The sequence below is a fragment of the Virgibacillus phasianinus genome (genome assembly GCF_002216775.1).
Classification (GTDB): domain Bacteria; phylum Bacillota; class Bacilli; order Bacillales; family Amphibacillaceae; genus Virgibacillus_F; species Virgibacillus_F phasianinus.
Map to the genome: position 1 here is coordinate 407,002 of NZ_CP022315.1, position 26,109 is coordinate 433,110.

22 protein-coding genes are annotated in these 26,109 nt (G+C 39.4%); 9 read left to right on the forward strand and 13 right to left on the reverse strand.

Annotation, left to right across the window (positions count from 1 at the left end; translation table 11 throughout):
• Positions 1-551: 551 nt before the first annotated feature.
• Together pdaA and CFK37_RS02075 are read right to left on the reverse strand one after the other, a co-directional pair.
• A complete protein-coding gene (pdaA, locus tag CFK37_RS02070; protein WP_089060344.1) occupies positions 552-1,337 on the reverse strand; it encodes a delta-lactam-biosynthetic de-N-acetylase in 786 nt (261 codons plus the stop codon).
• A gap of 58 nt (positions 1,338-1,395) precedes the next feature.
• Positions 1,396-2,703 (reverse strand): Na+/H+ antiporter family protein, encoded by a 1,308-nt coding sequence (locus CFK37_RS02075; protein ID WP_089060345.1) that lies wholly within the window; start codon positions 2,701-2,703, stop codon positions 1,396-1,398.
• Positions 2,704-2,948: 245 nt separating this feature from the next.
• Between CFK37_RS02075 and sat the strand changes: the two genes are divergently transcribed.
• From sat to CFK37_RS02100, 5 genes are all read left to right on the forward strand, one after another.
• Positions 2,949-4,100 carry a sulfate adenylyltransferase gene (sat, locus tag CFK37_RS02080; RefSeq protein WP_089060346.1) on the forward strand — a complete coding sequence of 384 codons (1,152 nt, stop codon included), beginning with the start codon at positions 2,949-2,951 and terminating at the stop codon, positions 4,098-4,100.
• A 69-nt stretch (positions 4,101-4,169) separates the two neighbouring features.
• Entirely contained in the window at positions 4,170-5,951 is a 1,782-nt protein-coding gene (locus CFK37_RS02085) for an SLC13 family permease (RefSeq protein WP_089060347.1), read from the forward strand.
• Positions 5,952-5,963: 12 nt separating this feature from the next.
• Positions 5,964-6,572 (forward strand): adenylyl-sulfate kinase, encoded by a 609-nt coding sequence (cysC, locus tag CFK37_RS02090; protein WP_089060348.1) that lies wholly within the window; start codon positions 5,964-5,966, stop codon positions 6,570-6,572.
• On the forward strand, positions 6,565-7,365 hold the full coding sequence (gene cysQ, locus CFK37_RS02095) for a 3'(2'),5'-bisphosphate nucleotidase CysQ (RefSeq protein WP_089060349.1): 801 nt from the start codon (positions 6,565-6,567) through the stop codon (positions 7,363-7,365). The genes cysC and cysQ overlap by 8 nt, the downstream gene beginning before the upstream one ends.
• Positions 7,366-7,699: 334 nt before the next feature.
• Positions 7,700-8,716, forward strand: a complete 1,017-nt coding sequence (locus CFK37_RS02100; protein WP_089060350.1) for a polysaccharide biosynthesis protein — start codon at positions 7,700-7,702, stop codon at positions 8,714-8,716.
• Between the two features lie 122 nt (positions 8,717-8,838).
• Here CFK37_RS02100 and CFK37_RS02105 read toward each other — a convergent pair whose 3' ends face one another.
• From CFK37_RS02105 to CFK37_RS02115, 3 genes are all read right to left on the reverse strand, one after another.
• A complete protein-coding gene (locus CFK37_RS02105) occupies positions 8,839-9,765 on the reverse strand; it encodes a glycosyltransferase (RefSeq protein WP_089060351.1) in 927 nt (308 codons plus the stop codon).
• Positions 9,766-9,831: 66 nt separating this feature from the next.
• Positions 9,832-10,569 (reverse strand): sulfotransferase domain-containing protein, encoded by a 738-nt coding sequence (locus tag CFK37_RS02110; protein ID WP_157724779.1) that lies wholly within the window; start codon positions 10,567-10,569, stop codon positions 9,832-9,834.
• Positions 10,570-10,574: 5 nt separating this feature from the next.
• Complete coding sequence (locus CFK37_RS02115) at positions 10,575-11,717, reverse strand: polysaccharide biosynthesis C-terminal domain-containing protein (protein ID WP_089060353.1); 1,143 nt, start codon at positions 11,715-11,717, stop codon at positions 10,575-10,577.
• 168 nt (positions 11,718-11,885) lie between these two features.
• Here CFK37_RS02115 and CFK37_RS02120 point away from each other — a divergent pair, with 168 nt between their 5' ends.
• Positions 11,886-12,986, forward strand: coding sequence for a glycosyltransferase family 61 protein (locus CFK37_RS02120; protein WP_089060354.1), 1,101 nt, complete (start codon positions 11,886-11,888; stop codon positions 12,984-12,986).
• A 225-nt stretch (positions 12,987-13,211) separates the two neighbouring features.
• On the opposite strand, the gene ltrA is transcribed toward CFK37_RS02120, so the two are convergent.
• The 3 genes from ltrA to CFK37_RS02135 form a co-directional block, all read right to left on the reverse strand.
• Positions 13,212-14,486, reverse strand: coding sequence for a group II intron reverse transcriptase/maturase (gene ltrA / locus CFK37_RS02125; protein ID WP_089063508.1), 1,275 nt, complete (start codon positions 14,484-14,486; stop codon positions 13,212-13,214).
• Between the two features lie 555 nt (positions 14,487-15,041).
• Complete coding sequence (locus CFK37_RS02130) at positions 15,042-15,842, reverse strand: YfkD family protein (RefSeq protein WP_089060355.1); 801 nt, start codon at positions 15,840-15,842, stop codon at positions 15,042-15,044.
• A 63-nt stretch (positions 15,843-15,905) separates the two neighbouring features.
• Entirely contained in the window at positions 15,906-16,298 is a 393-nt protein-coding gene (locus tag CFK37_RS02135; RefSeq protein WP_089060356.1) for an OsmC family protein, read from the reverse strand.
• Positions 16,299-16,699: 401 nt separating this feature from the next.
• Between CFK37_RS02135 and CFK37_RS02140 the strand changes: the two genes are divergently transcribed.
• Both CFK37_RS02140 and CFK37_RS02145 read left to right on the forward strand, forming a co-directional pair.
• The gene (locus CFK37_RS02140; protein WP_089060357.1) at positions 16,700-17,857 is read left to right on the forward strand and encodes an MFS transporter; all 1,158 of its coding nucleotides are present in this window, start codon (positions 16,700-16,702) and stop codon (positions 17,855-17,857) included.
• A gap of 222 nt (positions 17,858-18,079) precedes the next feature.
• A complete protein-coding gene (locus tag CFK37_RS02145) occupies positions 18,080-20,020 on the forward strand; it encodes a heavy metal translocating P-type ATPase (protein WP_089060358.1) in 1,941 nt (646 codons plus the stop codon).
• 272 nt (positions 20,021-20,292) lie between these two features.
• Here the strand turns inward: CFK37_RS02145 and CFK37_RS02150 are convergent, their stop codons facing one another.
• Positions 20,293-21,123: a YihY/virulence factor BrkB family protein gene (locus CFK37_RS02150; protein WP_089060359.1), complete on the reverse strand. Its 831-nt coding sequence runs from the start codon at positions 21,121-21,123 to the stop codon at positions 20,293-20,295.
• A gap of 24 nt (positions 21,124-21,147) precedes the next feature.
• Positions 21,148-21,456, reverse strand: a complete 309-nt coding sequence (locus CFK37_RS02155; protein ID WP_089060360.1) for a hypothetical protein — start codon at positions 21,454-21,456, stop codon at positions 21,148-21,150.
• Positions 21,457-21,763: 307 nt separating this feature from the next.
• Between CFK37_RS02155 and CFK37_RS02160 the strand changes: the two genes are divergently transcribed.
• The gene (locus CFK37_RS02160) at positions 21,764-23,122 is read left to right on the forward strand and encodes an alanine/glycine:cation symporter family protein (RefSeq protein ID WP_089060361.1); all 1,359 of its coding nucleotides are present in this window, start codon (positions 21,764-21,766) and stop codon (positions 23,120-23,122) included.
• Positions 23,123-23,325: 203 nt separating this feature from the next.
• Here CFK37_RS02160 and CFK37_RS02165 read toward each other — a convergent pair whose 3' ends face one another.
• The 3 genes from CFK37_RS02165 to CFK37_RS02175 all read right to left on the reverse strand — a co-directional run bounded on the left by CFK37_RS02165 (position 23,326) and on the right by CFK37_RS02175 (position 26,009).
• On the reverse strand, positions 23,326-23,991 hold the full coding sequence (locus tag CFK37_RS02165) for an SOS response-associated peptidase (RefSeq protein WP_089060362.1): 666 nt from the start codon (positions 23,989-23,991) through the stop codon (positions 23,326-23,328).
• Positions 23,992-24,144: 153 nt separating this feature from the next.
• Complete coding sequence (locus CFK37_RS02170; RefSeq protein WP_089060363.1) at positions 24,145-24,459, reverse strand: hypothetical protein; 315 nt, start codon at positions 24,457-24,459, stop codon at positions 24,145-24,147.
• Positions 24,460-24,674: 215 nt separating this feature from the next.
• A complete protein-coding gene (locus CFK37_RS02175) occupies positions 24,675-26,009 on the reverse strand; it encodes an N-acetylmuramoyl-L-alanine amidase (RefSeq protein ID WP_089060364.1) in 1,335 nt (444 codons plus the stop codon).
• Positions 26,010-26,109: the final 100 nt, after the last annotated feature.

The window sequence follows — 26,109 nt, forward strand, 5'->3', positions numbered from 1 at the left end:
TCAATAATTATAACTGCGAGTAGTAGTCGCCCCCTAGATGATAGGCATAGGTGGGACCCCGAAAGCATAAGAAGGGTACTGAAAAAGTGGTGGATTTTAAAAATTTAGTTTTTCACCTTTATCTAGCGTCTTGAATATACGGAGACTCCTGCGGGAAGTGAGAGATTGGCGAGACCCCGGAGGACGTCAGTTAATGAGGCCCGACTAAAACCGCCCTTTGCGGGCAACGTCGGCTACCCCTTGCCGGGGCAAGGAGGCTCGTCACTCGCCCGCGGAAAGCACAGTATATTCAAGATGCGATGATAGAGCCACCTATTTGTGTATTATCTATACCTTTTTCAGTGCCCTCAGCGTAAGCTCGAGGAGGCCATGAAAGCGCAGTGTTTTTTAAGCAGCGGTGACTTATACTCCTATAGTTACGTCGTAGTTTATATATTTTGTGTCTAAAACAACAATTTTAAAAAACACCATAAGGAACGCTTGAAAAACGACATGTTTCGACATTTAATCAGCAAATAAAAAACACCAGCATCATAACTGGTGTTTCTCATCTAATAAACGAACTTTGGAAGCATATCTTTAATAATTAAGTCATCCAAGCTTTTAAATGTATATCCTTTTTTCTTCAAATCGGTAATGATTCGGGGTAATGCCTCGGCATTATCTGATGATACCGTGTGCAATAAGATAATTGCGCCTGGGTGAATTTGCTTCATTACTTGTTCATAAGCATAATCCCCACCCTTTTGCTTGTCGGTATTCCAGTCAGAAAAAGCCAATGACCAGAAGATGTGGATATAGCCAAGTTCATTTGCCCATTTTAGGGTCTGTTCGCTAAAAATGCCGCGTGGGGGGCGCAAATATTTCATTTGTTCCTGATCCGTTATTTCCGCCACGGCATCCTCGAGTGTTTCAAGCTCTTTTTTCATTTTTTGCTTTGAAACAATTGTTAAATCAGGATGGTGATAGGAATGGTTGCCAATTATATGCCCTTCTGATACCATTCGTTTGATAAGTTCCGGCTTGCTTTCCACATAGTGTCCGGTAACAAAAAATGTAGCCGGCACATTCTCTTTCTTTAAAGTGTCTAAAATTTTACCTGTGTAGCCCTGTTCATAACCATTATCAAAGGTTAGATACACAACCTTATCTCCCGAATCATCAACATAATATGCACCATATTTATCAAGCATTTGTTTGTATTTACCTATGTCAGGGATTTCATGATTTGTGCTTTTCTTAAAACCCCATCCATAGCCACTTGCGGCACTAGGATTAGGAAAAATAGTTAAACAGATAAGAAACATCAATGTGAGAAAACCAATAGTTTTTTTCATCTTTACCCACCTATATTTTTTTCTTATCTTTTCCTATAAGTGAGTGTATATGCATCCATCAAAATATCATTGCTCCAATCCAGCCAAATATAAATAACGGGATATTGTAATGCAAAAAGGTCGGTACACAGGTATCCCAAATGTGATGGTGACGCCCATCGGCATTTAATCCTGATGTTGGTCCAAGCGTACTATCTGATGCAGGTGATCCAGCATCTCCCAGTGCCCCAGCCGTACCAATTAAAGTCGCAGTTGCTATAGGTGAAAAGCCCACGGAAACACAAATTGGTACGTAAAGTGCTGCGATAATCGGGATTGTTCCAAAGGATGAACCAATCCCCATCGTAATGACCAATCCTACCAGCAATAAGATAAATGCAAGCATTGCCTGATTGTTTTCACCGAAAATACCAGATGATACTTCTACTAAAGCGTTTACTGCACCAGTCTTTTGTAAAATATTCCCGTACCCTGATGCTACCAGCATAACAAAGGATATGGTTCCCATCATCGCAATTCCATCGGTCATGACCTTATCCCCTTTATGGAATGGAACAACGATCAAGGCAAACATTAAAATGAGACCAGTTAAGGCACCAAGGATTAAGTTTTCTGTAATCAGTTGGACAACTAGGGCAGCAGCTATTGCAATGATTGTATAAAGGTGTTTTTTGTTAAAGGTAATATTTTCTGGTGTTCCAATAGGTTCAATTTCATTAACTGTACCTTGCTTTGATATACGATTTTTACGGAATGTAACGAAAACAGCAAATAGGAGTCCTGCAATCATACCCAGGCCAGGAATTAGCATGGATAAAGTAACTTGTCCCATTGCTATACTAAGCCCATTTGCTTCCATACTATCTTTAATAATCCCCTGAAAAATCAAGCCAAACCCGGCTGGTATCATAATGTATGGAGCGGTAAGTCCAAATGTTAATGCCGAAGCTACCCCGCGCCGGTCCAGTTTCATATCATCAAATAACTTCAAAAGCGGCGGTATTAAGATAGGAATAAATGCTATATGCACCGGTATTAAATTTTGTGATAATGAAGCAATCCCAGCAATTGAAAGGAGCATCATCGTTTTCTTTCCGGTTAATTTTTTTATTAAATAATTGACTACTATCGTTGTTATACCTGTGTAGCTAATTGCAACTGCGAATGCACCTAATAAAATATAGCTAAGCGCAGTCTCGGCCTGTCCTCCCATGCCGCTGACAAGCATACTAACTGACTCTCCTAAAGATAATCCTGACATTAATCCAGCTGTTAATGACGCAAGAATAATTGCAATTATTACATTTACTCGCAGCAAACTTAAAATCGTCATTACTAATACTGAAACAACTACTATCCATTCCATGATGCTAATTCCTCCTGATGTAAAACTTTTCTCTTTAATACTTCACCATGATAAAGCAATAAAGCATAAAAATCAATTACTATTTTTTCCAAAGTAAATAAAGTAGGTGGAGCTTCCCCACCTTAGCTAAGACCTATTCATAGCTAAGGTGCCTTTTTCTAAACAACCAGTGACATAGGTCGTTCCAACTTTTTTCTTTATTCAATATGTTAGTGTATGAAAATTAAAATGTAGGAGGTTATCGTATGGTCAATCAACCACACGGTGGGTTTTTAATCAACCGCGAATTAACTGGACAGAGAAGGGCTGAAGCGATTAAGAATGCTGAAAAGCTTCGGTCAATAACTGTAAATTCCTGGGTGATTTCGGATATGGAACTGATTGGGATAGGCGGATTCAGTCCGCTGACAGGATTTATGGCACAGGCTGATTATGAGAATGTTGTTAAGAATACTCGTCTTGCGGATGGCACGATATGGAGCATTCCGATTACACTGCCCGTGACCGTAGAACAGGCAAAAAACCTTAACATTGGTGAACAAATTGCCCTTAAAGGTAAGGATGGCATCATCTATGGGACTATTAACCTGGCCGAGAAATATGAATATGATAAAAAGAAGGAAGCGCAAAATATCTACGGAACAACTAATGCCGCGCATCCTGGTGTGAAGAAAGTTTATGAGAAAGGAAATATATATCTTGGTGGTGCGATTACGCTGCTTAATCGTCCGGATCACAGTCAATTTGCAGCACATTACTTGGATCCGGCTGAAACACAACAGATGTTTAAGGAGCTAGGATGGAAAACAATCGTTGGCTTCCAGACACGCAACCCGGTCCACCGTGCCCATGAGCATATTCAAAAAACAGCACTTGAATCTGTGGATGGCTTACTTCTGAACCCGCTTGTCGGAGAAACAAAATCTGATGATATTCCGGCAATAGTAAGGATGGAAAGCTATAAAACAATAGTAGAAAACTATTATGTAAAAGATCGTGTACGCCTTGTTATCTATCCGGCGGCAATGCGCTATGCTGGTCCAAAAGAGGCGATTTTGCATGCAATTGTGCGAAAAAACTATGGATGCACACATTTTATTGTCGGGCGTGATCATGCCGGGGTCGGTGACTACTATGGGACATATGAAGCTCAAGAGCTGATAGCACAATTTGAAGAAGAGATCGGCATTCAGATTTTCAAATTTGAACATGCATTTTACTGCAAAGTATGTGAAAATATGGCATCCGCGAAAACTTGTCCGCATAACAAGGAGAATCATATCCACTTAAGTGGTACAAAAGTGCGTGAACTGCTTCGCAACGGTAAACGTCCGCCAAAAGAATTTTCCCGTCCAGAAGTTGCAGATGTGCTGATCAAAGGAATGCAGAAAAATTGAGAAAGACTGTTCGAAAAGACCGCTCTATTTTTCTTTTTGAGCACGTACTAAAAGAGGATCTGATATCCCATGTCGTTTGAGATGATGTTTGTTTCGTCATTACTGTTGACCATGTTTGCCATGCTGATTTTCGAAGTGGCCCGGGCTGACATGGTCATTTTTTCAGTGTTAATTATATTATTGTTGTCCGGCATTTTGACGGTTGATGAAGCATTGAGCGGTTTTTCCAATGAAGGAATGCTGACGGTTGCGTTATTATTCATTGTTGCAGGGACTGTACAGAAGAGCGGTTTGATCGATCGAATGATGGAAAGGTTACTTAAGAATAGCCGTAATCACACAGATTCAATGCTGCGCTTTTTTGTACCGACATCTGCATTTTCGGCTTTTTTGAATAATACGCCGATTGTCGTTACGTTTACACCAATTATTAAAAAATGGTGTGAAAACCGTGGCATCGCTCCTTCCAAGTTTCTGATTCCTTTATCATATGCCACAATTTTAGGCGGAATGATAACGTTAATGGGAACGTCCACAAATCTAGTTGTTCATGGCTTGATGTTGGATTATGGACTGGATGGTTTTTCATTATTTACATTAACTGTCGTTGGTATTCCGGTTGCACTGATTGGACTCGTTTATTTATTTACAATCGGATATAAATTACTGCCAGATAACAAAGGTTTCGGCCAACAGATCAAGGAAGACTCTAAAGAATACATTGCTGAAATGCAGGTGACACAAGACTTTGGACATCTTGGCAGACGTGTTGAGCAAGCAGGCCTACGTGATTTGAAAGGTCTTTATCTGATTGAAATTATCCGCGATGATTTTCAACGGATTTCACCTGTAAGGTCAACAACGGTTATTCAAAGTGGTGATCGGCTAATTTTTACAGGTCTGATTTCAACTATCGCTGACCTGCAGAAAATTAAAGGACTAGAGTTGGAAACAGGGACGAACTTTGACCTTGATGATCTTAAGGATGGATCGATCAATTTAGTGGATGCAGTTGTGTCAAACCAATCATCACTTTTATCCAAGTCAATTAAACAGTCACAGTTCCGCTCACGGTATGATGCAGGTGTTATTGCAGTACACCGGAATAATGAGCGAATCCGGAGCAAGATCGGGGACATCGTTCTAAAGCCCGGGGATTCATTATTGCTAGTGGCAGGTACTGATTTCGTTGAAAAATATCAGCAATCGAACGACTTTTTTGTTGTATCGTCATTAGATACACCGGCATCCCTGAATCAGAACGCTAAGAAAGGCTGGTTTTCCATCCTCATACTGTTCGCAATGATTATGACGGTGACACTGGGGTGGCTCAGCATGTTTAAAGCGACGGCACTGGCAGTACTGGTATTTTTGAGTACGAAAGTTATCACACCTCAGGAAGCGAAGAAGTATGTTCACTTCAATGTTTTATTATTGATTGCCAGTTCGCTTGGAATTGGCACTGCCATGATGAAAACGGGTCTTGCGGACTGGATTGCGGCCGTCTTATTGGATTTTGGTGAGCCATTAGGAATAGTGGTCATTCTGTTCATAATCTATATCCTAACAAATGTATTTACAGAAATTATCACCAATAGTGCAGCAGCCGTCATAATGCTCCCAATTGGGATTGAAATGGCGCAGACACTTGCTATCGACCCAATTGGTATTGCTGTCCTCATTGCGATAGCTGCCTCTGCAAGTTTTGTCACACCAATCGGTTACCAGACGAATTTGATTGTGTATGGCCCCGGCGGCTACAAGTTTACAGATTACGTAAAGGTTGGGTTCCCGCTTAGTCTATTAGTGATGGTGACGTCTGTTTTTATCATTTATAATGTGTGGTTTTAGGAGGAAGCATTTATGGCAAAATCTAAAAATATTAAATGGCATCATTCGAAAGTAACGAAAGAACATCGAAGGCAATTGAATAACCATAAGAGCGCCGTGGTGTGGTTCACCGGCCTTTCCGGTTCAGGTAAATCGACTATTTCGGTTGAGCTGGAAAAACAACTGCATACAATGGGTATCCGGACGTATCGTTTGGATGGGGACAATATCCGCCATGGTTTGAATAAAAATCTAGGTTTCAGTCCAGAAGACCGGAAAGAAAACATCCGTCGCATTGGGGAAGTATCCAAGCTGATGGTTGAAGCCGGATTGGTTACGTTGTCCGCTTTCATTTCCCCGTTTCGCCAAGACCGTGATGAAATACGTAATCTGCTGGACGACAATGAATTCATTGAGGTGTTTGTCGATGCAAGTTTAGAAACGTGTGAATCACGTGACCCAAAAGGGCTGTATAAGAAAGTACGGGCTGGTGAGATTAAAGAATTTACTGGAATTGATGCACCATATGAAGCACCAGTGACCCCGGAAATCACGGTGGATACAAATAAGCTGAGTATAGAAGAATCGGTACGGACGATCATTTCCTATTTGAAAACGAAAGGATACCTGAAATATGATTGATGTAAGTTTAAAGACGATGCTGGATATATCATTGGATGCCGGTCGTGAGATTCTAGACGTTTATGATCAGGATTTTTCGGTTGAGATGAAGGTAGACGAATCACCTCTGACAGAAGCGGATTGGCGTTCACATCAGACGATTATCAACGGGCTTCAGAAGGCGTATAGCGATATCCCTGTTTTAAGCGAGGAAGGCAGCGAGATTCCATATGCTGAACGCAAGGATTGGTCTGTGTTTTTTCTGATTGATCCGCTGGATGGAACGAAAGAGTTCATCAGGAAAAATGGCGAGTTTACCGTAAATATTGCGTTGATTGAGGACGGCTATCCTGTGATGGGTGTCATTTATGCTCCGGTGCTGGATGCGTTTTATTTTGGAAGGACCAGTCTAGGTGCATTTAAATTGGAGAATGCGTCATGTGTGGATTTGACTGATGATGAAACGCTGATTAAGCAAAGTTTGAAGCTGCCGACTGTTGTCCCGAGCACCGTCGTCAATGTGGTCGCAAGCCGCTCCCATATGTCAGAAGAAACCGAGGTATTTATTGAAGAGCTGCGCAGTGATCATGAAGTCGATGTGGTATCAGCCGGAAGCTCTCTGAAATTCTGTCTTGTGGCAGAGGGCAAAGCCGACTACTACCCTCGCTTTGCCCCAACGATGGAATGGGACACTGGTGCGGGCCAGGTGATTGTTGAAGCCGCCGGCGGGACCATGTTGCGTTATGAAGATCATGAGCGATTTTATTATAACCGGGAGAATTTGAAAAATGGCTGGTTTTTGGCGAAGCGATAACTTCTCTACCATTTTCCTTTGATCTGACCGCAAGTTAAGTCTAAAGCGGTCAGATTTCCTTATATGACGGTCTCATATATCACATTTGGACTCCCTGCAATTGTCTATTTTCCCTTTACTTAAACGTATATCATATACAATCTATTATTTTCTTCATAAGTTAAGGTATAACCTATTTGAATGATGTCGGTTATCAAATAAGGTATATACAAGAAATTCGGGAACCTATTTGAGAAGAATTCCTGTCATCCAAGTCATCGGCCATGTTCATATGTATCTATTAACCTGATGATTATAAACAATAGGTATTATAACTATAGGGAGTTGTTTAAATGTGTTTCAAGATACAACAATATTGATTACCGGGGGGACAGGTTCCTGGGGACATGAACTCGTCAAAAAATTACTTTCATTTCAACCAAAGGAAATAAGGATCTTTTCACGTAATGAATTTGCTCAGGTGAAAATGAAAAGAACATTTTCAGATAATCCTTATTTAAAATTTGTGATTGGTGATGTAAGAGATTTTGAAGCAGTGAACGAAGCAGCAAAAAATGTTGATTATATATTCCATCTTTCGGCACTCAAACATGTACCAATATGTGAAGACCAGCCTTCAGAAGCTTTAAAAACCAATGTAAATGGTACGGAGAATATTATCAAAGCTAGTTTAAATCAAAGAGTTAAAAAAGTCATTGATGTTTCGACAGATAAAGCTGTTGAACCAATCAACTTTTATGGACTAACAAAAGCGATCGGTGAAAAACTAATCATTCACGCCAATCAATTAAGCAGTCATACGCGTTTTGTCTGTATCCGAGGTGGTAATGTTATTGGGACCAATGGCAGTGCGATTCCATTTTTTAAAGAGCAAATTGAAAGCCATCATACAGTTCCACTTACATCCAGGGAAATGACACGCTTCTTCCTAACCGTTTCCGAGGCCATTGATTTATTGATACATGCATCTGAACAAGCGATTGGTGGGGAAACATTTGTCATGAAAATGAAAGCATGCCGGATTGTCGATTTGATTAGTGTTCTAGAGAGTCATTTTGCCGCAAAAGATATTACCATAAATGAGATTGGGATACGTCCGGGTGAGAAATTCCACGAGGTGTTAGTATCAAATGCTGAATCAAAAGACACCTATAAATTTGATGAAAACTACTATGTCATTTTACCTGTCAATGCTTCAAAGGATGTAAAGAAAAGGTACGAGAGTTTACCAAAGGTTTCCTTCGAACGGTATCAATCCAATGATGAATTAATGTCATCAGCCGAAATTGAACAAATTCTTATGAAAGCAAATGTTATCACAACACAAGCTCTTTTTAAACGTAAACGATAAATGGCGTGACACAAAAGGTATCAAAATATCTAAAAAGGACATAATTCCCATTATAAATTGGAATCATGTCTTTTTTAACTTTTTCATTTCTCCCTAGTGCAAGTATGCTAATAACCTCCATTTTATAAAATCGTCTTTATCTTCCCAACTAATTGCCTTGCCCGATGAGCGGTTGAATGATGGTTATGAACGAATCGATACCCCTCTTCTGTAATCCTTTCCAGCTCTTTTGTATTCCTCAAATAATAATCAGCCCTTTCCGAAAAGTTTTCCTCGTTAATATCTACAAAATGTTTGCCTGGTATCAAGCCGATCTCCTCAAGTTCTGGTAAGGCAGGGGCCATTAATAATGTGTGACACGCTGGCACTTCAAAATATTTAAATGTCACAACTTGCCGAACCGAACCGCATGCAAAAAATAGCTTCGCCTGGTTAATGGTCCTGGCATAGTTTTCACCGATCAATGCCTTTTCTGCCTGTTTCGTTGTAAAATCTCTCCATCCTGGATGGGGCTGATTGAAAAATTCGGGAGTATCTCTATAATGCTGTAGGACCTTTTCCCTTAATGGGTAGATTTGCGGAAGAGAAACTTCACCCAGCATCATTAAATCGATTTTCTTTTTTCCACCGTAGTCTTTAAAGATTGTGGTATTAGCAAATTGAGGGAGAAAGAATACCTGATCATAACATTGGCGGGGATAATGATTGTAAAAATTATGCTGAGATATGACAAAGAATGTTCTGATTTGATTATTCGTAATATATCTTCTCCGTTGGCCCACAAACCGGTGCGCATCATTCACAACCAGCCCCACAGGTATACTGATATCGGTTAAACCAGTAACATAAGGTGCAAAAGTTTTACCCACGTCATTTACTATTAAAATGAAATCTGGTTTTTCGGGTATATTTCGTAATATTTTGCTTATCGGACCAGATTTCCGATAAACCATTAGCTTCGTTATTTTTGCTAATTCTGTCTCCAAGTAATAATAATTATTATTTGTAAATTGGGAGGTATCGGCTGCAATCAGCAATAATTTTAGCATCGCTATTCACACCTTTCTGAAATAAAAAACGCCTTCCATTATCAGAAGGCTTTTAAAATGAGTGCTTTATTTATACCCTAACCTTGTTAAAGTCTTATTAAATGTTTGAATAATTTGCTGCTGCTGCGCATTGCTCAAAACAGATTTCCATTTATTCGCTTTGCCTTCCCTTACAAAAGGCATGGTTTTATTGACAAACGATGAACTACCATTTATATGGGATTGCTGTTTCTTTTCCAATGCTTTCATATTATCGAAAGAGGCCCAATTTACCGCTTCGTTGATTTCTTTTTCTGTCCTGTCTAAGTTTAAGAAGTTAATAATCCTGTGCGCTTCTTTCGCAGTGTCTTGAAGAAGATTCTCATATTTAACAAGCAGAAAACCATTTTTAACTTTTTTCTGATTGTCAAGCCAGCTTTCTATATTCGTGTCCCATAATCCGGGGCCAATTTTCCCATCCATAAACGCTTCAAAAAATTTATCAAAGTCACGGCTTTCACCATAATACTTTTGGAAATGGTGATAATAGGAAACGACAACATCCCGGGGATCCCTTACAAGGTAAATAACTTTAGGATAAGATGGGTCATACCTTTTATGACTCCATACAAGATGCGGGGTTGGCAAATTTTTGATTGGTTCACTCGACACATTTTGAATCATTTCACCCTTTGTGGCCCAGTCCATTTTTTTTCGGTATAATAACATGGCGACGAGAAATAGCAGGAAATTGTTTCCTGACTTTGGATAGGCTACAAGGCAAATATCGTCTTCCTGAAGTGTATATGTCTTGTCTTTTGACACAATTATCATCCTTTCTTTTCATCAGTTTCGTCCAGCTGGACCTTCAATGGTATGGTATCCGGGTTATCCGGATCAAATAGTTCATTTGCCCAAAATAAAACAATCATCTCACCATCCGTTACGTTCTCAATCAGATGGGTAAAGCCAGGAGGTATATCCACAATCTCAATGTTTTGGTCCGAAACTGTATAAGTGATCAGTTCATCGGAATCGACCTTTCTTAATTTAATATTCGCCGATCCCCTAATCACACAGAATTTCTCTACTTTTGTATGATGATAATGATTTCCCCTTATAACACCTTTTCGTGATGTTGACATAAATACTTGACCAGCCTGCTGTGATTTGATTAACTCAACCAGACTTCCCCGTTCATCTAGATGCGCCGGTAAATCATATGAAAAATTATTCTTGTCTAAATAAGATAGATAGGTCGTATACAAGTACTTTGTTAGTTTGTTGGACAGGTCAGGTATGATTAGTGATTTCCGCATATCCCTTATTTCGTAAAGTTTATTAGCCAACTCTCCTACCGTGGAATGAAAGGTTTGACTAATAGAAGAATAGAAATTCCCTTCCTTATTTTTCAAGGCAAGACAGCTTACAAAACTGTCTACAACATCGTCAATATATACGAGTTCAAGTTTTTTCTTCCCATCATGGACATCGATTTCTTTATCATGAGAAATTTCATGGCAAAAGGTAGCAACGACGGAGTTATAATGTGGCTTACACCATTTGCCGAAGACACCTGGAAGTCGATAAATGCATACATCTGCTCCAGTTACATTACTATAATTTTTAATCACATCCTCGGCGGCTTTTTTACTTACCCCATAAGGTGTATCTAATTCCGCTTGTGTAGAGGAGGAAAAAACAACTTTCGGCGTCTTTTGATTTTCTCTTAAATAGTTGACGATTAGTTTAGTAAGATCACGATTTACCCTTGCAAATTCCTCATTATGCTGAGGCCTGTTCACCCCCGCCAGATGATAGATGATATCCGAATCGTTTAAATGTCTATACAGCTGCGACAGGTCATCCCCGCGATGATACTGTTTGACAAGGACTCCTTTTTCCCTGTGCAGTCTATCGATAAGATTTTTACCTATAAATCCGCCTGCACCGGTTACCAGTACGTTTATCATTTAATAATTTTACCCCCGTTTCAGTTCATTATAAGCTTATTTAGTTGGTATATTCGGACAATAGTTTAACACTTTTGATGACTCTTCTACATATTATGGAGTAATAAAGGATATGTGCAAAAACAGGGCGTAGGCTAAGGTTGCTTATGAAAAGGAGATGTACCATGTATGAAAGATATATATATCAATACGCTAGATTGGATTAAAGAAACTACCCCAAAACCAGATTTACAAGATGTATATAAGGAATTTCATATAAATGAGACGGTGAAATATGCGCTGCCAAAAGGAGATGCGCCGCAATGGGTTGATTGGGTATCCCCACCGCGGTTTGGCGAGAACCACACGTTTGACAAATCTTATGTTTCAAAGGTAGAAAATGGCAGTATATGGATGTGTGATAAAGGGGAGGGAATGGTTTATGCATTGACACCTGATTACAAATGTTTGCGTGATATGGTCTTTTATCAATATTGGAATTACTTTGAAAAGATCGCAGTCAATAACATCCCTTCTGCCTCCCCATATTATGGTAATTTGGGCGTTCTAGCATGGGCTGGGCACTCTAATTACTGGCATTGGTTACACGATACACTGGGGCGTTATCGTTTGCTGCAGCTCAGCGGCTTTAAGATCGATAAGTATGTCCTACCGCTTATGACATTGCCATTTCAGCGGGAAACGGTTAAAATGCTTGGCATCCCTGAGAATAAAATCTTACAAATCCCCCCTGGAAAGCACCTGAAAGCTGAAAATTTGATATTGCCATCCGTTCCATTTAACGCAGGAACATGTGTGAAATGGACAATTGAATTCCTCCGGGACTCATTTCTTAAATCAAAATCCCATCCAAGTTCAAGTGATTTTGAACGTATCTATATTAGCCGGGAAGACGCCTCGTGGAGAAAGGTTGCCAATGAACCCAAACTTATGACACTTTTGACTAAAAAGGGATTCAAAAAGATTATTTTAAGCTCCCTAACCGTACAAGAACAACTCGATATTTTTTCTTCAGCCAAGGTTATCATAAGCCCGAATGGTGCCGGGCTTGCAAATATTATGTTCTGCCAGCCGGGAACAAAAATTATTCAGTTATTTACATCAACCTCAGATGAATTCATAAAAATTGGGAATTATTTAGATTTGGATTACTATTTTCTGAAATGCGGGATCGCGAATCCTGCATCCAAAGCACATGAAGTCATCAAAAACCTTGTGGTTGATGTAAAAAAATTAGCAAGGATTTTCGAGGAAGAAGGTATCAATTAATAAATACTGCCTAACTCTCGCTGCACAATTGTCTTAATACGCTGCGGATAAAGTCCAATGGGCTTTTTTCCGCCATCATCTACACAAAAGTTAGAAAATCTTGGCTTGTCCTCAAGAACTAATGGGCGAACGTAATTAAAATGTAATCGAGTAGAGGGGAAAGTTAAATGACTTTCCGCCCCTCTCACACCACCGTACGTACGGTTCCGTATACGGCGGTTCAATTTATATCGCAGTGTGTACTTTTAAGTAGTAGTCTAAGGCAAAGGGAATACCCCTTTGCTTTAGACGTTTGTTAGATAAAGCTTTATGAACTACCTTGGATAGCCCAATGAAACGATAACCCCTTCGACAGTAAGTTAAGCCTTTTGCTTCCTCTTTGGGAATGCCAAGCTGGACAAGGGATTTTATTCTCTTCCTGCTGTTCTTCCATTGCTTCCAAATGATTATTCGCAGTCTGGAGCGAAGTTTTGCGTCGATTGCTCCGAGTGCTTTCTTCATGTTGGCTATCTTGAAGTAGTTGACCCAGCCAAATATGACCTGTTTTAACTTGACGATCCTGTCATCTAATGAGATGCTCCAATTTCTTTTTGTTAACTTTCGCAATTTCCTTTGAAATTTCTGAATCGAACTTTCATGCGGTCTTGGTTGAAACTTTCCCTTATTAAAATCAAAATAGTAACCGAATCCTAGAAATTTTGTTTCACTAGGGCGGGAGATTTTACTCTTTTCCGCATTGACCTTTAATCCCAATTTCTTCTCGATAAATTTTGTAATGGAAGTGAGCACTCTATTCGCTGCTTTTTCGCTTTTGACGAAAATGAGACTATCATCTGCGTATCTGACGAAACGCAGACCTCTTGTTTCCAGTTCCTTATCCATCTCGTTCAACATAATATTGCTTAGAAGTGGACTAAGGTTGCCTCCTTGTGGTGTTCCAACTAACGTATCTTTATATTTACCGTGGACTATCACGCCACTTACGAGATATTTCCGTATAAGGGAAATTATATCCCCCTCTTTTATCGTATGGGAGATGATTCTCATCAATTTGTCGTGATGCACCGTATCAAAGAATCGTTCTAGGTCAATATCTACTAACCACTCATATCCGTCATTCATATATTCCAGCGCTTGGATGATTGCCATCTCACAGCTTCTTCCCGGTCGGAAACCGTAGCTATATTCGCTGAATTGTTTTTCGAATATGGGGCTCAGTTTTTGACTGATTGCTTGCTGTACTACTCTGTCAACAACCGTTGGGATACCTAGTTTGCGCATTTTCCCATTTTCTTTTGGAATCTCTACACGCAATGCTGGCGCTGGTTGGTATTTCCTTTTTCGGATTTGAGAACGAAGTTCATCCTTATGTTCTTTAAGATATCCCTTCAATTCTTCTATACTCACTCCGTCTACTCCACTTGCGCCTTTATTGCGATACACGCGCTTATAGGCTTGATTCATATTTTGATTACTTAAGATTTCTTCTAAAAGCTCCACACTCGTTTCTTCCTTTCCTTTCACGTAACGGTAAGACACTTCGTTTTTGAGTATCCTCTGAGATACGCTCATACTTTCCTCATTAACACATTCTGAAGTATATCTAGCGTGCATTCATGGCGTAGAAACACTATAAATTGTTCAGCCCTTCGTGATATCTTCACTACTATGGCTTCGGCTGACTTCTCACGATAAACCTTTTCCGACCAGCCTTCTTTATAGGGGACTCCTCAGCTGTCCGTGAGACCTCCCAGGGTAAGACAACTATCTTTCCTCTTTTACTCGCCTAATTTACTTTATAGGATTACGCACACCTTTTGGACTTTGACTTGTATTGGAGCCTTATCCACCTATAAAGCCTTGGTATCAGATTTCTGTTCGTCGAGCCAAGATTTTGATACACGCTTCCTTCAGCCATTACCTCACGATAATTGCCTTGCGTTTCTCTAGTAGTTAGTCGGTGTGTACCCCCACAGTGGACTTTCACCACCTAGATAGTCGCCATGACTGGCGCACAATAAAAAAGCCCCTTAACATAAAGGGCTTACGTAAGACTTATTGCAATGTAAAAGAAAATGCTAAATGATCCTGAATTGGAATCCATGCCCCAATCCCCTGTTTCGTTACATTTTTAACTTGGATTGACTTGTTGTTTCCCTTCAGTTGAATATAAATGTCGCCAAAGGTAACCTGCCCCTTATCAATAACCGCCGGTACGTACGCAGTTAATGTTCCATATTTATTAACCGGGATAGTGTAGTTATTTTCTTTCTGTGTATCTTTCCCTATAATGGTTTGATAAGAAAGAGGCAGTTTTGTTTCCTTAGCAGCGTCAAGAAGGATCATTTTCTTCACATCTTCTGGACTAGCTATTTTATTGACCAATGCACCAGTAATTTCCCTTTGTTCCTTTTGTATATAATGCATTTTTTGAGGTGACTCTCCACCCAGATTATTTTGCTCATTCGTATTGATTTTCTGATATTCCCAATTAACCGTTGTGTTTGTTGATTTATAGTTTAATGCCCATCTTCCAAGATAAATCATCCCACGGTATCCAATTGAAAATGGAGATGGCTTCACACTCGTCTCGTTAAGCATTTTAATTAAATCGGGATTTTCAACAGGAATATCTAATTCTTCAATGAATGCTTTTGTTGCCTTGCTTGGTTCGACAATCTCCTGATCTTCTGCTGAATTACTATAGGTATTTTCTTTTGTAATCGTAAGAACGTGATTTGGAACAGCAAATTCATCTTGCTGAGACTTTTTTTCTTTACTGTAACCAGACACTGGAAAGACTAATACCATACAAAAAATAATGAATACTGCCCAAATTAGCGGTTTTTTGTTCATGTGTCACATCCCTTTCATTTATCTCTAGTTTTTTCTGACACACGAATATTATACCTACAATTTTTAGCGGCTCAGTTCAATTACTTCAAGACTTTCCTCAATTTTAATGCTGGATTCCACTGATCGTATCATAGAGCAATTTTTCCTTGAAAGTTCAAGGTTTTTCTTTAACTTATCTTTATTAAGATTGTACCCTTTTACAAAATAATGAAGCGTAATATGTTCAATTCGATTAGCTTCCTGCGGGTTTCTTTCTACATCTGCTGTAATGGTTAGATCTTCAAATTCCGTGCGCTGTTTTTCTAAAATTTTTCGAAAAACGGATCCACTGCAGCCAACAATCGAAGCAACCATTAACTGAAACGGTCTGTATCCATAATCCTCATTTCCTGAAATAGACAATTCACCATAGTCGAGGTCAATGCGCATCCCGCTGTCTTTTAGATAAAATTTCATTTTATAGCCCTCCATTTAAAAAAAATTTCTTTAAATACATATAACCTGTTTATTCTTTATTATAACCTGTTTAGTGGTTTTACCATAGAAATCCTGTTTGACCTTTCATTAAATAAGAATTAGATTGTATAAGGAAACGTTTTTTGCACTTAAGGAAGGATAAATATTTAAAGGACTTAAGTATAAGAAAAGCGCAAGCGCCCCGTTTAGAAGCGGACGCATAAGCAAGGGGCCGTAGAACGCATGGGTTTAGCGTTCGTAGTGTCCATTGCTTATGACGGCAGCTTCTGGGCGCTGGAGCTAGACAGGTTTTTATTTATTCTGATCTTATAAAAAAATCTAAGGCTTTCGCCATTAATTCTGGCGATAAGCCAATATTTTCTAAAATGGAGGTATGTTTTTTGGCTTCAGCGCGGTCTAGATTTTGGATTTTGATCTCCCTTGTTTCGATTTCCGGCTTCTCACAAGGGATGATCCTCCCGCTTCTGGCAATTATCCTGGAACAAAATGGTGTTCCTTCGTCTGTTAACGGCCTTCATGCCACGGGATTATACATAGGGGTTTTAATCGCCTCCCCATTCATGGAGAAGCCCATGCGGAAATTTGGTTTTAAACCAATCATTGTTTATGGCGGGATGCTTGTATTCATATCAATGGCACTCTTTCCAGTATGGGATGCATTATGGTTCTGGTTTATCCTCCGTGTGCTAATTGGCATTGGAGATAATATGCTCCATTTTGGAACACAGACCTGGATTACAACAACTAGTAGTAAGGAATCAAGAGGTCGGGACATTGCGTTATACGGGTTATTTTTTGGAATTGGTTTTACATTGGGGCCATTGATGACAAATCTTTTGGCAATTAATGAGGCGCTCCCATTTCTGCTTTCTGCACTATTAAGTATGATTGTTTGGTCAATGCTTGTGTTTATTCGAAATAAATGGCCTGAAGAAGATGTTACGACAAATCACGGGACAAGTTCTATTAAACGATTTATTCAAACCGGAAAAATTGCCTGGGTTGCCCTGTTGCCTGCATTTGGTTATGGATTTTTGGAAGCGACTCTTCATGGAATATTTCCGGTGTACGGGTTGCGGATTGGTCACGACGTCGAAACATTATCGCTTATCATACCGTGCTTTGCTGCTGGCAGTGTTATTTCACAGCTCCCACTGGGAATGTTAAGTGACCGTTTGGGTCGTCGAAACATCCTGATTTCAGTACTATCTGCAGGCAGTTTCTGTTTCTTTTTAGCGACATTTTTTGAATCATCCGCAATTGCACTATTTATCTTATTTACACTTGCTGGGATATTTGTCGGCTCATTGTTCTCACTGAGTATTACATATTTAGCAGACGTTCTCCCTCGTTCCTTACTCCCAACCGGGAACATTATGACCGGTGTAGCTTTTAGCATTGGAAGCATAAGCGGACCTTATCTGGGAGGATTATTTATTCAAATAATCCCGGGAGTATCCTTCTTTTATGTAATAGTAGGAATGCTGCTATTCGTACTTATTGCCACTATCTTAAAAAAGAATATGGTTATTGAATAAAATGCGAAGGCGACTGGTTAGTGGCGTACAAATAGATAGGACTATGCCCGGAATTTGAAGTCGCACCTGTTTCTAATCTAAAAAGACGCACACGAGTGTGTCTTTTTTTTATACAAAAATTTGTTGACATTATTTTTTTCAATGATAATATAATAATAAATATTTATTTATAATTATTCTAATTAACAACGAATATCATTATCAATACGGGGAGGAAATAACATGACAACTAAATCGGAAATACTATATGATACTAATGGAAAAAGGTTAGCTAATCTTTTCAAATCGCCATTTTTCCAAAAGGCTTACGAACATATTGAATTAATTGCAGCATTGTTAAGCGGATTAACTATCTTAATTACTTGGTTTATTGCTGATTATATAAACTATCCTGCATTCGTTATCCTTCATCTGATTGCCTTTGCAATTGGGGGATTCGCAAAGGCAAAGGAAGGCATAGAGGAGACAGTTGCCAATAAGGAACTAAATGTGGAAATGCTAATGGTTTTCGCTGCCATCGGTTCTGCCGCCATTGGATATTGGACAGAAGGGGCCATTCTCATTTTCATTTTCGCTTTATCCGGTGCTCTTGAAACCTATACCATGAACAAAAGCAAGAAAGAAATATCGTCGCTAATGAATCTCCAGCCGGAAACGGCGCTCTGTCTTATAAACGGTATTGAAAAAGTAATACCAGTTTCGGAATTAGAAATAGATCATACAATTTTAGTTAAGGCAGGCGAAAGAATTCCGGCTGATGGAATAATTTTAAAAGGTAATAGCTCCATTAATGAGAGTACAATTACAGGAGAATCAATTCCAGTAAACAAACAGGTTGATCAGGAAGTTTATGCAGGTACGGTTGCAATCGATGGCACCATCCATGTACGTATCTCTAAACCAACTGATCAAACATTATTCCAGAAAATCATTAACCTTGTTCAATCTGCACAAGATGAAAAATCACCATCACAACTTTTTATCGAAAGATTTGAAGGAACTTATGTTAAAGCAGTCCTTCTTGCAGTTGGTATTATGATGTTTCTCCCCTACCTTCTATTTGGTTGGACGCTGACAGAGAGTGTCTATCGTGCAATGATTTTACTTGTTGTCGCTTCACCATGTGCACTTGTGGCATCAATTATGCCTGCGACCTTATCAGCAATTTCCAAGGGTGCGAAAAATGGTGTACTTTTCAAAGGGGGCGTAAACATAGAAAATTTAAGCCATGTAAAAGCAATTGCATTCGATAAAACTGGAACATTAACAAATGGAAAGCCGGTTGTCACGGATGTATATTTTCAACCAGGAGTTGATGAGCAACATGGGGTAGAAATAATTGGAGCAATCGAAAATGAATCACTTCATCCCTTGGCACAAGCAATAGCTGATTATAGCAAACAACAATTGGAAATAGCGACGTTCACTGTTGATGTTCAGCACCATAAAACCACCAATGGAAATGGTGTTCAGGCACAAGTTGGTCAGGACACCTGGAAGATCGGAAAGGCACAGTTTGTTGGAGAAAAAGAGGCCGATGAATTTCAGGATGGCACCGCATTGAAACTTGCATCAGAAGGAAAGAGCCTGGTATTTATTAAGAAAAATGATAAGGTTATCGGCTTATTAGCATTGAAGGATACAATAAGAAAAGAAGCAAAACAGGCTATTAAACAGTTGAAAAAACGGAATATATTCACCGTCATGCTTACGGGTGACAATGACATTACAGCAAAAGCAATTGCGGCTGAAGCGGGTATTGATGATTATATAGCCGGCTGCCTGCCCGAAGAAAAGGTGAACCATGTAAAGGTACTGCGAAATAAATTTGAACATGTAGCAATGGTTGGGGATGGCATTAATGATGCTCCCGCTCTTGCAACTGCAAATGTTGGAATTGCCATGGGGGAAGGTACGGATGTCGCACTGGAGACAGCAGATGTGGTATTGATGAAAAATGATTTACCTAAAATAGCGAAAGCATTTGAACTATCAAAAACAATGAATAAAATTGTGAAACAAAACATCGTGTTTTCCTTGAGCGTTATTCTACTCTTAATAGTATCGAACCTTTTCCAAGTACTAGATTTACCACTAGGGGTAGTCGGTCACGAAGGTAGCACCATATTAGTAATCCTGAACGGACTAAGATTGTTGAGGTAATTAGGAAACACAAATCAAAGCGGTGATGCTTGCCCGAAAACCAGGCTGATTAAAAAATTGGGCAAGAATTAAGCCAAGTCGGGAGACAGCTATTTCTCTCCCGAGTCGGATTTGTCCACTCCCAAGTTCCACCTATTCTCGCACGTATTCCGCATTCCTTCGCCCGAGTTCAGCCTGCCCTGACTGTGTCCATCCTTCCTTATCACGAACAATGTGAACTTATCAAATTTTAAAAAGAAGAGGGCACGGTATAAATTCCATGCCCCCTCCTATTACGTTTCAAGCCTGCCAATACGTCTATGTTTAACAATGGCGTTAATCACACCACCTGTAATAATTATAATTCCTGAAATATAAAACCAAATCATTAATATAATAACTGTACCCAGACTTCCATACGTTGCTGAATAATCTCCAATAGTACTTACATAGAAGGAAAACGCCAAGGAAACGAGCTGCCACCCGATTGTGGCAAAAACAGCGCCCCATACTGCATCTTTTAATATTATTCGCTGATTGGGTGCTAGTTTATAAAGTGCCAAGAGTACGATAAAAAACACAACAGATGACAGTACCCATCGTAATGTGCCCCATACTTGAAGAAATCCGGCCGACAATCCGAGAATGGAGAAAAGGTAATCTCCAACCCATCTTCCAAAAATAGGTAAAGCAAACGCCATACAGATAACAACAACCATTGCTATCGTAAGCACGATGGCAATCAGCCTAGCAACTATGAAGGAACGGTCTTCCTCTACCTCATACGCCACGTTAAACCCCTTCATTACTGAATTAATACCTGCTGATGCAGACCAGATGGTACCAATAATACCGATGGACAACAGCCCGCCATTTTGTTCGTTCACCAACTGTGTGACATTTGTATTAATTAAAGTCATGATTTCCTCAGGTGCATAAACACTTATAAATGACAAAACCCGCTGTACGTCAAAAGTTAAATACCCAATTAATGTGGCTAAAAATAATAAAAAGGGGAATAAAGATAGCAGGAAAAAGTAAGCAAGCTGTGCCGCTGTACCAAACACATCTACCTCTAATACCTTTTGAAAAAGTTGTTTTAGAAACTTAACAGCTCTCCTCATATGCATCCCCCTTGTTCCCGCTAGTTATTCTACTGATTCTAATCGTTTTGGTTGTTCATTCTTACTTGTTATTTTTTCAATCGTTTGTTCAACCTGTTCCAAGGCATTAATTGCATTATCAGCACTTGAATTAAACGATTCATTGAATTTATTACAAGCAATCCTTGCAGTACTGACCGCTTCTGAAGGATTTTTTACATAATAATTTGTTTTCCTTTTTGCATTAAGAAATTGCACTTTTGTTCTCGAACGTGTCTCCCGGTCGAACAATGTGACTAGCCCACCGATGAGCCCGCCAATCATCATTCCAAATAATAACTTATTGTTTCTCATGATTTGTCTCTCCTTAACTGTTATATTCTGTTGGTTTGTCTAATAGACGTACTATTTAACATTCCACTATTAACTTTATCATACCCTTGATACTTGAACCATTTTCTCGCAACTGAAGCAATAAACTGCCTTAATTCCCTCAGAATCAAGTTAATTCTATCTTACTTTTTCCCTCAAAAGAAATAATTAAACTAACATCTTATCAATAAAAGTGAAAAAGTTCAAAATATCTCTTGACTTTTCTCTATAATTTTCGGAATATTTACTATAGGCACATAATACTAAAAGTGAACAAAGGGGGAGTAACATGGATGAGATCATTAGCAATATAAGTAGTTTTGTTTGGGGACCGCCAACCTTGATACTAATAGTTGGAACAGGTCTGTATTTAACCATTAGGTTAGCATTTTTACAGTTCCGGACACTTCCTTATGCGTTAAGACTTGCGTTCAGTCCAAAGCGGCAGGATAAAGCGTCTAAGGGAGATATTAGTCACTATGAGGCACTGACAACGGCTATGGCGGCCACTATTGGAACCGGTAACATTGTTGGTGTCGCAACAGCTGTTGTGCTTGGTGGGCCAGGGGCAGTATTTTGGATGTGGATCAGTGCGCTGTTTGGAATGGCTACAAAGTATTCAGAAGCACTGCTCGCAGTTAAATACCGTGTAGTGAACAGCCGCGGTGAAATGTCCGGTGGACCAATGTATTACCTAGAACGTGGTTTAAAGGCAAAATGGCTTGGGGTTCTTTTTGCAATTTTCGGGGCAGTAGCGGCGTTTGGAATCGGTAATATGGTTCAGTCAAATTCGGTTTCAGATGCATTAGAACGTTCTTTCAGTATCCCAACATGGGTTACCGGAATTTTACTGACTGTTTTAACTGGTTTGGTTATCTTAGGCGGAATAAAAAGTATTGGTCGCGTCACAGCGTTTTTTGTTCCAGTTATGGCGTTATTTTATGTAATAGGCGGATTAATCATTATTATTATGAATTTAGACATTGTACCAAGCGCAATTGCATTAATATTCAATGATGCATTCACTGGTAGTGCCATTGGTGGAGGTATCTTGGGTACAGTAATACGATATGGTGTAGCACGAGGTGTGTTCTCAAACGAAGCAGGTCTTGGGTCGGCACCAATTGCTGCAGCTGCAGCAAAAACCGACTATCCCGGACGTCAGGCTTTAGTTTCGATGACCCAGGTGCTGATTGATACGATAATAGTATGTTCTATCACAGGAATTACAATTGTCATGGCCGATATGTACGCGGGCTCAACTCTAAATGGAGGAGATTTAACTGCGGCTTCATTTGCCCATTTCCTTGGTTCAACAGGCGGTTATATCGTTACAATCGGTATTGTATTATTCGCATTTTCAACACTTGTTGGCTGGTCTTATTACGGGGAAAAGTGTTTCAGTTATTTGTTTAATGATAAAGCAGTTCCCATTTATCGCATAGTGTTCGTGTTAGTTGTATTCTACGGTGCCATTGAGAAACTAGGTATCGTTTGGGGCATCGCCGACATTATGAATGCACTTATGGCAATACCGAACTTAATCGGCTTGCTCGGCCTCTCAGGAGTGGTAGTATACGAGACGAAAAAGTTCATAAAAGTTGCCAAAGAAGAAGAAAAAGAACGAAAACGATCAAAAGCAGCATAAAAAGCGAAGGCGACTGGTTAGCGACGTACAAATAGTTAGGACTGTGAAGGTACGTCGAACTTTACGTACCTTCATCAGGACTAACTATTTGCTAGTCGCTAGGAGCCGCAGCTGGATTGTAAAAAGCGGAGGCGGCTGGTCAGAAGCGGACGCATAAGCAAGAAAACAAGAACGGGTTACCAGACAATTGGTACCCCGTTCCTTTAATCTGCAAGGGGTTCAATACATGTCTTATCATTATTTTTAGCTGCATTAACATAGCTGGATACATCATGTGCTGTTAATTCGTCTACATCGATTGACTGCAAAAATTGATGAGCTGAAGTTGGATCCATTTCATTTGGTGATAGCCATTCATCCTCTTTATCTTTTGGAAGAATAATTGGCATACGGTGATGGATATCCTGCATAAAACCGTTTGCTTCTTTTGTTAAGATCGTACATGTGAAAAGATTCCGATCTCCATCCTCCCACTTATCCCATAGACCAGCAAACGCAAATAGTTTTCGATCAGCTAACTGAATACGCTTAGGCTGTTTTGTTTTGTCCGTTTTTTTCCATTCATAAAAACTGTCGGCTACAATTAAACATCGTTTACGTTTCAGCAACGTTTTAAAACTCGGTTTTTGATGAACGGTTTCACTTCTGGCATTAATCATTTTATAGCCAATCTTTTCATCATTGGCCCAAGAAGGTACAAGCCCCCACTTTAAATAACCCGCCCGCTTATCATTTCCATTACGAATAACTGCGAGTACCCGTTGACCCGGTGCGATATTGTAGTTTGGTTCGTACGAATCAATTCGCTGTACATCAAATTCCTTTAATATATCAAGCTCATCACTTAGCAACGTATACCTTCCACACATATTATCATTCCCCTCCATTGCCTGGCGGTCTATATTTCCGTTACATTTATATTAAAAACCACTCAAAGTTTAACTATTATAAGACATCTTTATATTAGGATTCCCCAGAAAAAAAGGCAACCATAAACGTTTATAAGCCCGAAAACAATTCCTTTAAGGATAGGCACGATTTTGCATCGGATTTTTCCCGTTCTGCCGGTACGTCCTTAATCTTTGTAAATAAAAATTTTGTTTTTCTTCCTCTTTTCCATGCGTGTATTGTTCTTTACTAATAGGTTCTGCTTTGACTATGGATGACATCATAGTTTGTCTTTTTTTAATTCCAGGCATCTCAGCAACAATTTTCAGCACGTCCATCAAATTACATTTGTTATCTGTTTCCAAATACCTTGAAACAGTTATTTCTTTTCTTTTACCTACATGACCATAACGGCATACCACTTTCCAGTACTTATTTGCATTTATCATTATTACGACCCCCTTATTAATATTTATTTTTTATTGGTAACAGCATTCATTAGAAAACTTTACGTTCGCCAAGCCTTTGGTCAAATGACTTGGATCTTTTTATACTTTAAAAAGATAAAGAATTTTGCTTACTTAGGGTAAAATTAAATACTAATGTTATGAAAAATCCCGAATCCCACTTGCTAGCATGGATTCAGGATTTTTCCAACTGATACTTATACCTTTATTTGGTTAAGAACGTTCTGTAATTGAATAATGCTTGCATTGACCATATCTTCATATAGACCCAAAATCATTTGGCCATATTGGTCACCTGGTACGGCCCACTTGCCATTTAAGTCTTCCCATTTTTCTGCACTTCCTCGTTGAACAAGTTCAAATCGAGGATCAATCAGCTGATATTTTTCCAGTAAGGGTTTCTTAGTCGCATAGGCATACAAATGCTGCATGTGCGCAAGGACACCCTCCCTTGGAGTATCAAAACTTGCTCCCGGATTATCTGGGCCCGTCGCACCTATTCCTGCAAAATTATTTTGTTCTTCATTAACCACACCTGTAAAACGAAAATAATTCGTTTCGTGAACAGCTTGGGCAAATGCAACATCGCCTCTAAGTCCATAATATCTCCCAAAAGCTAAATAATAGGTTCCAAGTGTTGGGGCATCGGGATTAACGGTTCGAACAAAATAATCCATTTGTTCAGGTGATAAGAACATAGTGCCAAAGATACTATATCCCGATACACCGGATTCGTCACCTTGATATCCTAAAATATATGCATCCTGGATTCCCGCATTTTTCACTTCGGTAAGCCGTTGTTCTGCGTTACTTCGCTTACTAAATGCACCGGCCTGAACTCGATACCACGTATCACCGGATACAGTGGTTTCACTTATAAAAGACGGAATACCTTTCGAGTCAAGATAAGTTACTCGTTCATCTGCATTCTGCCTTTTCTTGAATGAACCAGCTATCACCTTATACAAAGTTGCCGATGAGACCTTTTGAAGATTAAAGGCACGTTCCAGACCATTGACATGTCCACGGGCAATTTTTTGGCGGTAGGAACTATTAGCCAATTTAGCTGCATTATCGGCATTTGTTATAAATCCATTTTCCGATAACAGTGCAGGCATTACAGATTCTCTTAATACATGAAAATTAGCCTGTTTCTTCCCGCGATCCGTTAATTCATTTACGTCTAGGATTTCATGATGCATGATAGTTTGATAGTGGGCGGTCTGAGAGGTTTCAGACAAACCGCTATAAATATAATCTTCATAACCATAGGCTGAACCATTAAACGCATTGCAGTGAATGGATAAAAAATAGTCCGCGTTCCAAGAGTTAGCCTCATTCGTCCGTTGATCCAAGCTTACAAAGGTGTCCGTAGTTCTACTCATATTCACTTCGATATTATGATATTCATTGTTTAAAATATCACGAATGCGTAAAGCAATATCCAGTGTAACGTTCTTTTCCTTTAAACCATTTCCGGTAGCACCCGGATCATTGCCGCCATGCCCCGGATCTAAATACAATTTAAACATTGGTATTTCCCCTTTTTGCAATCATTTTCTATCAGTAAAGTATATAAGCATTAAAAGCTATCCAGGTACAAAAGGCAAGGTAATGCCCGCAACATTATTC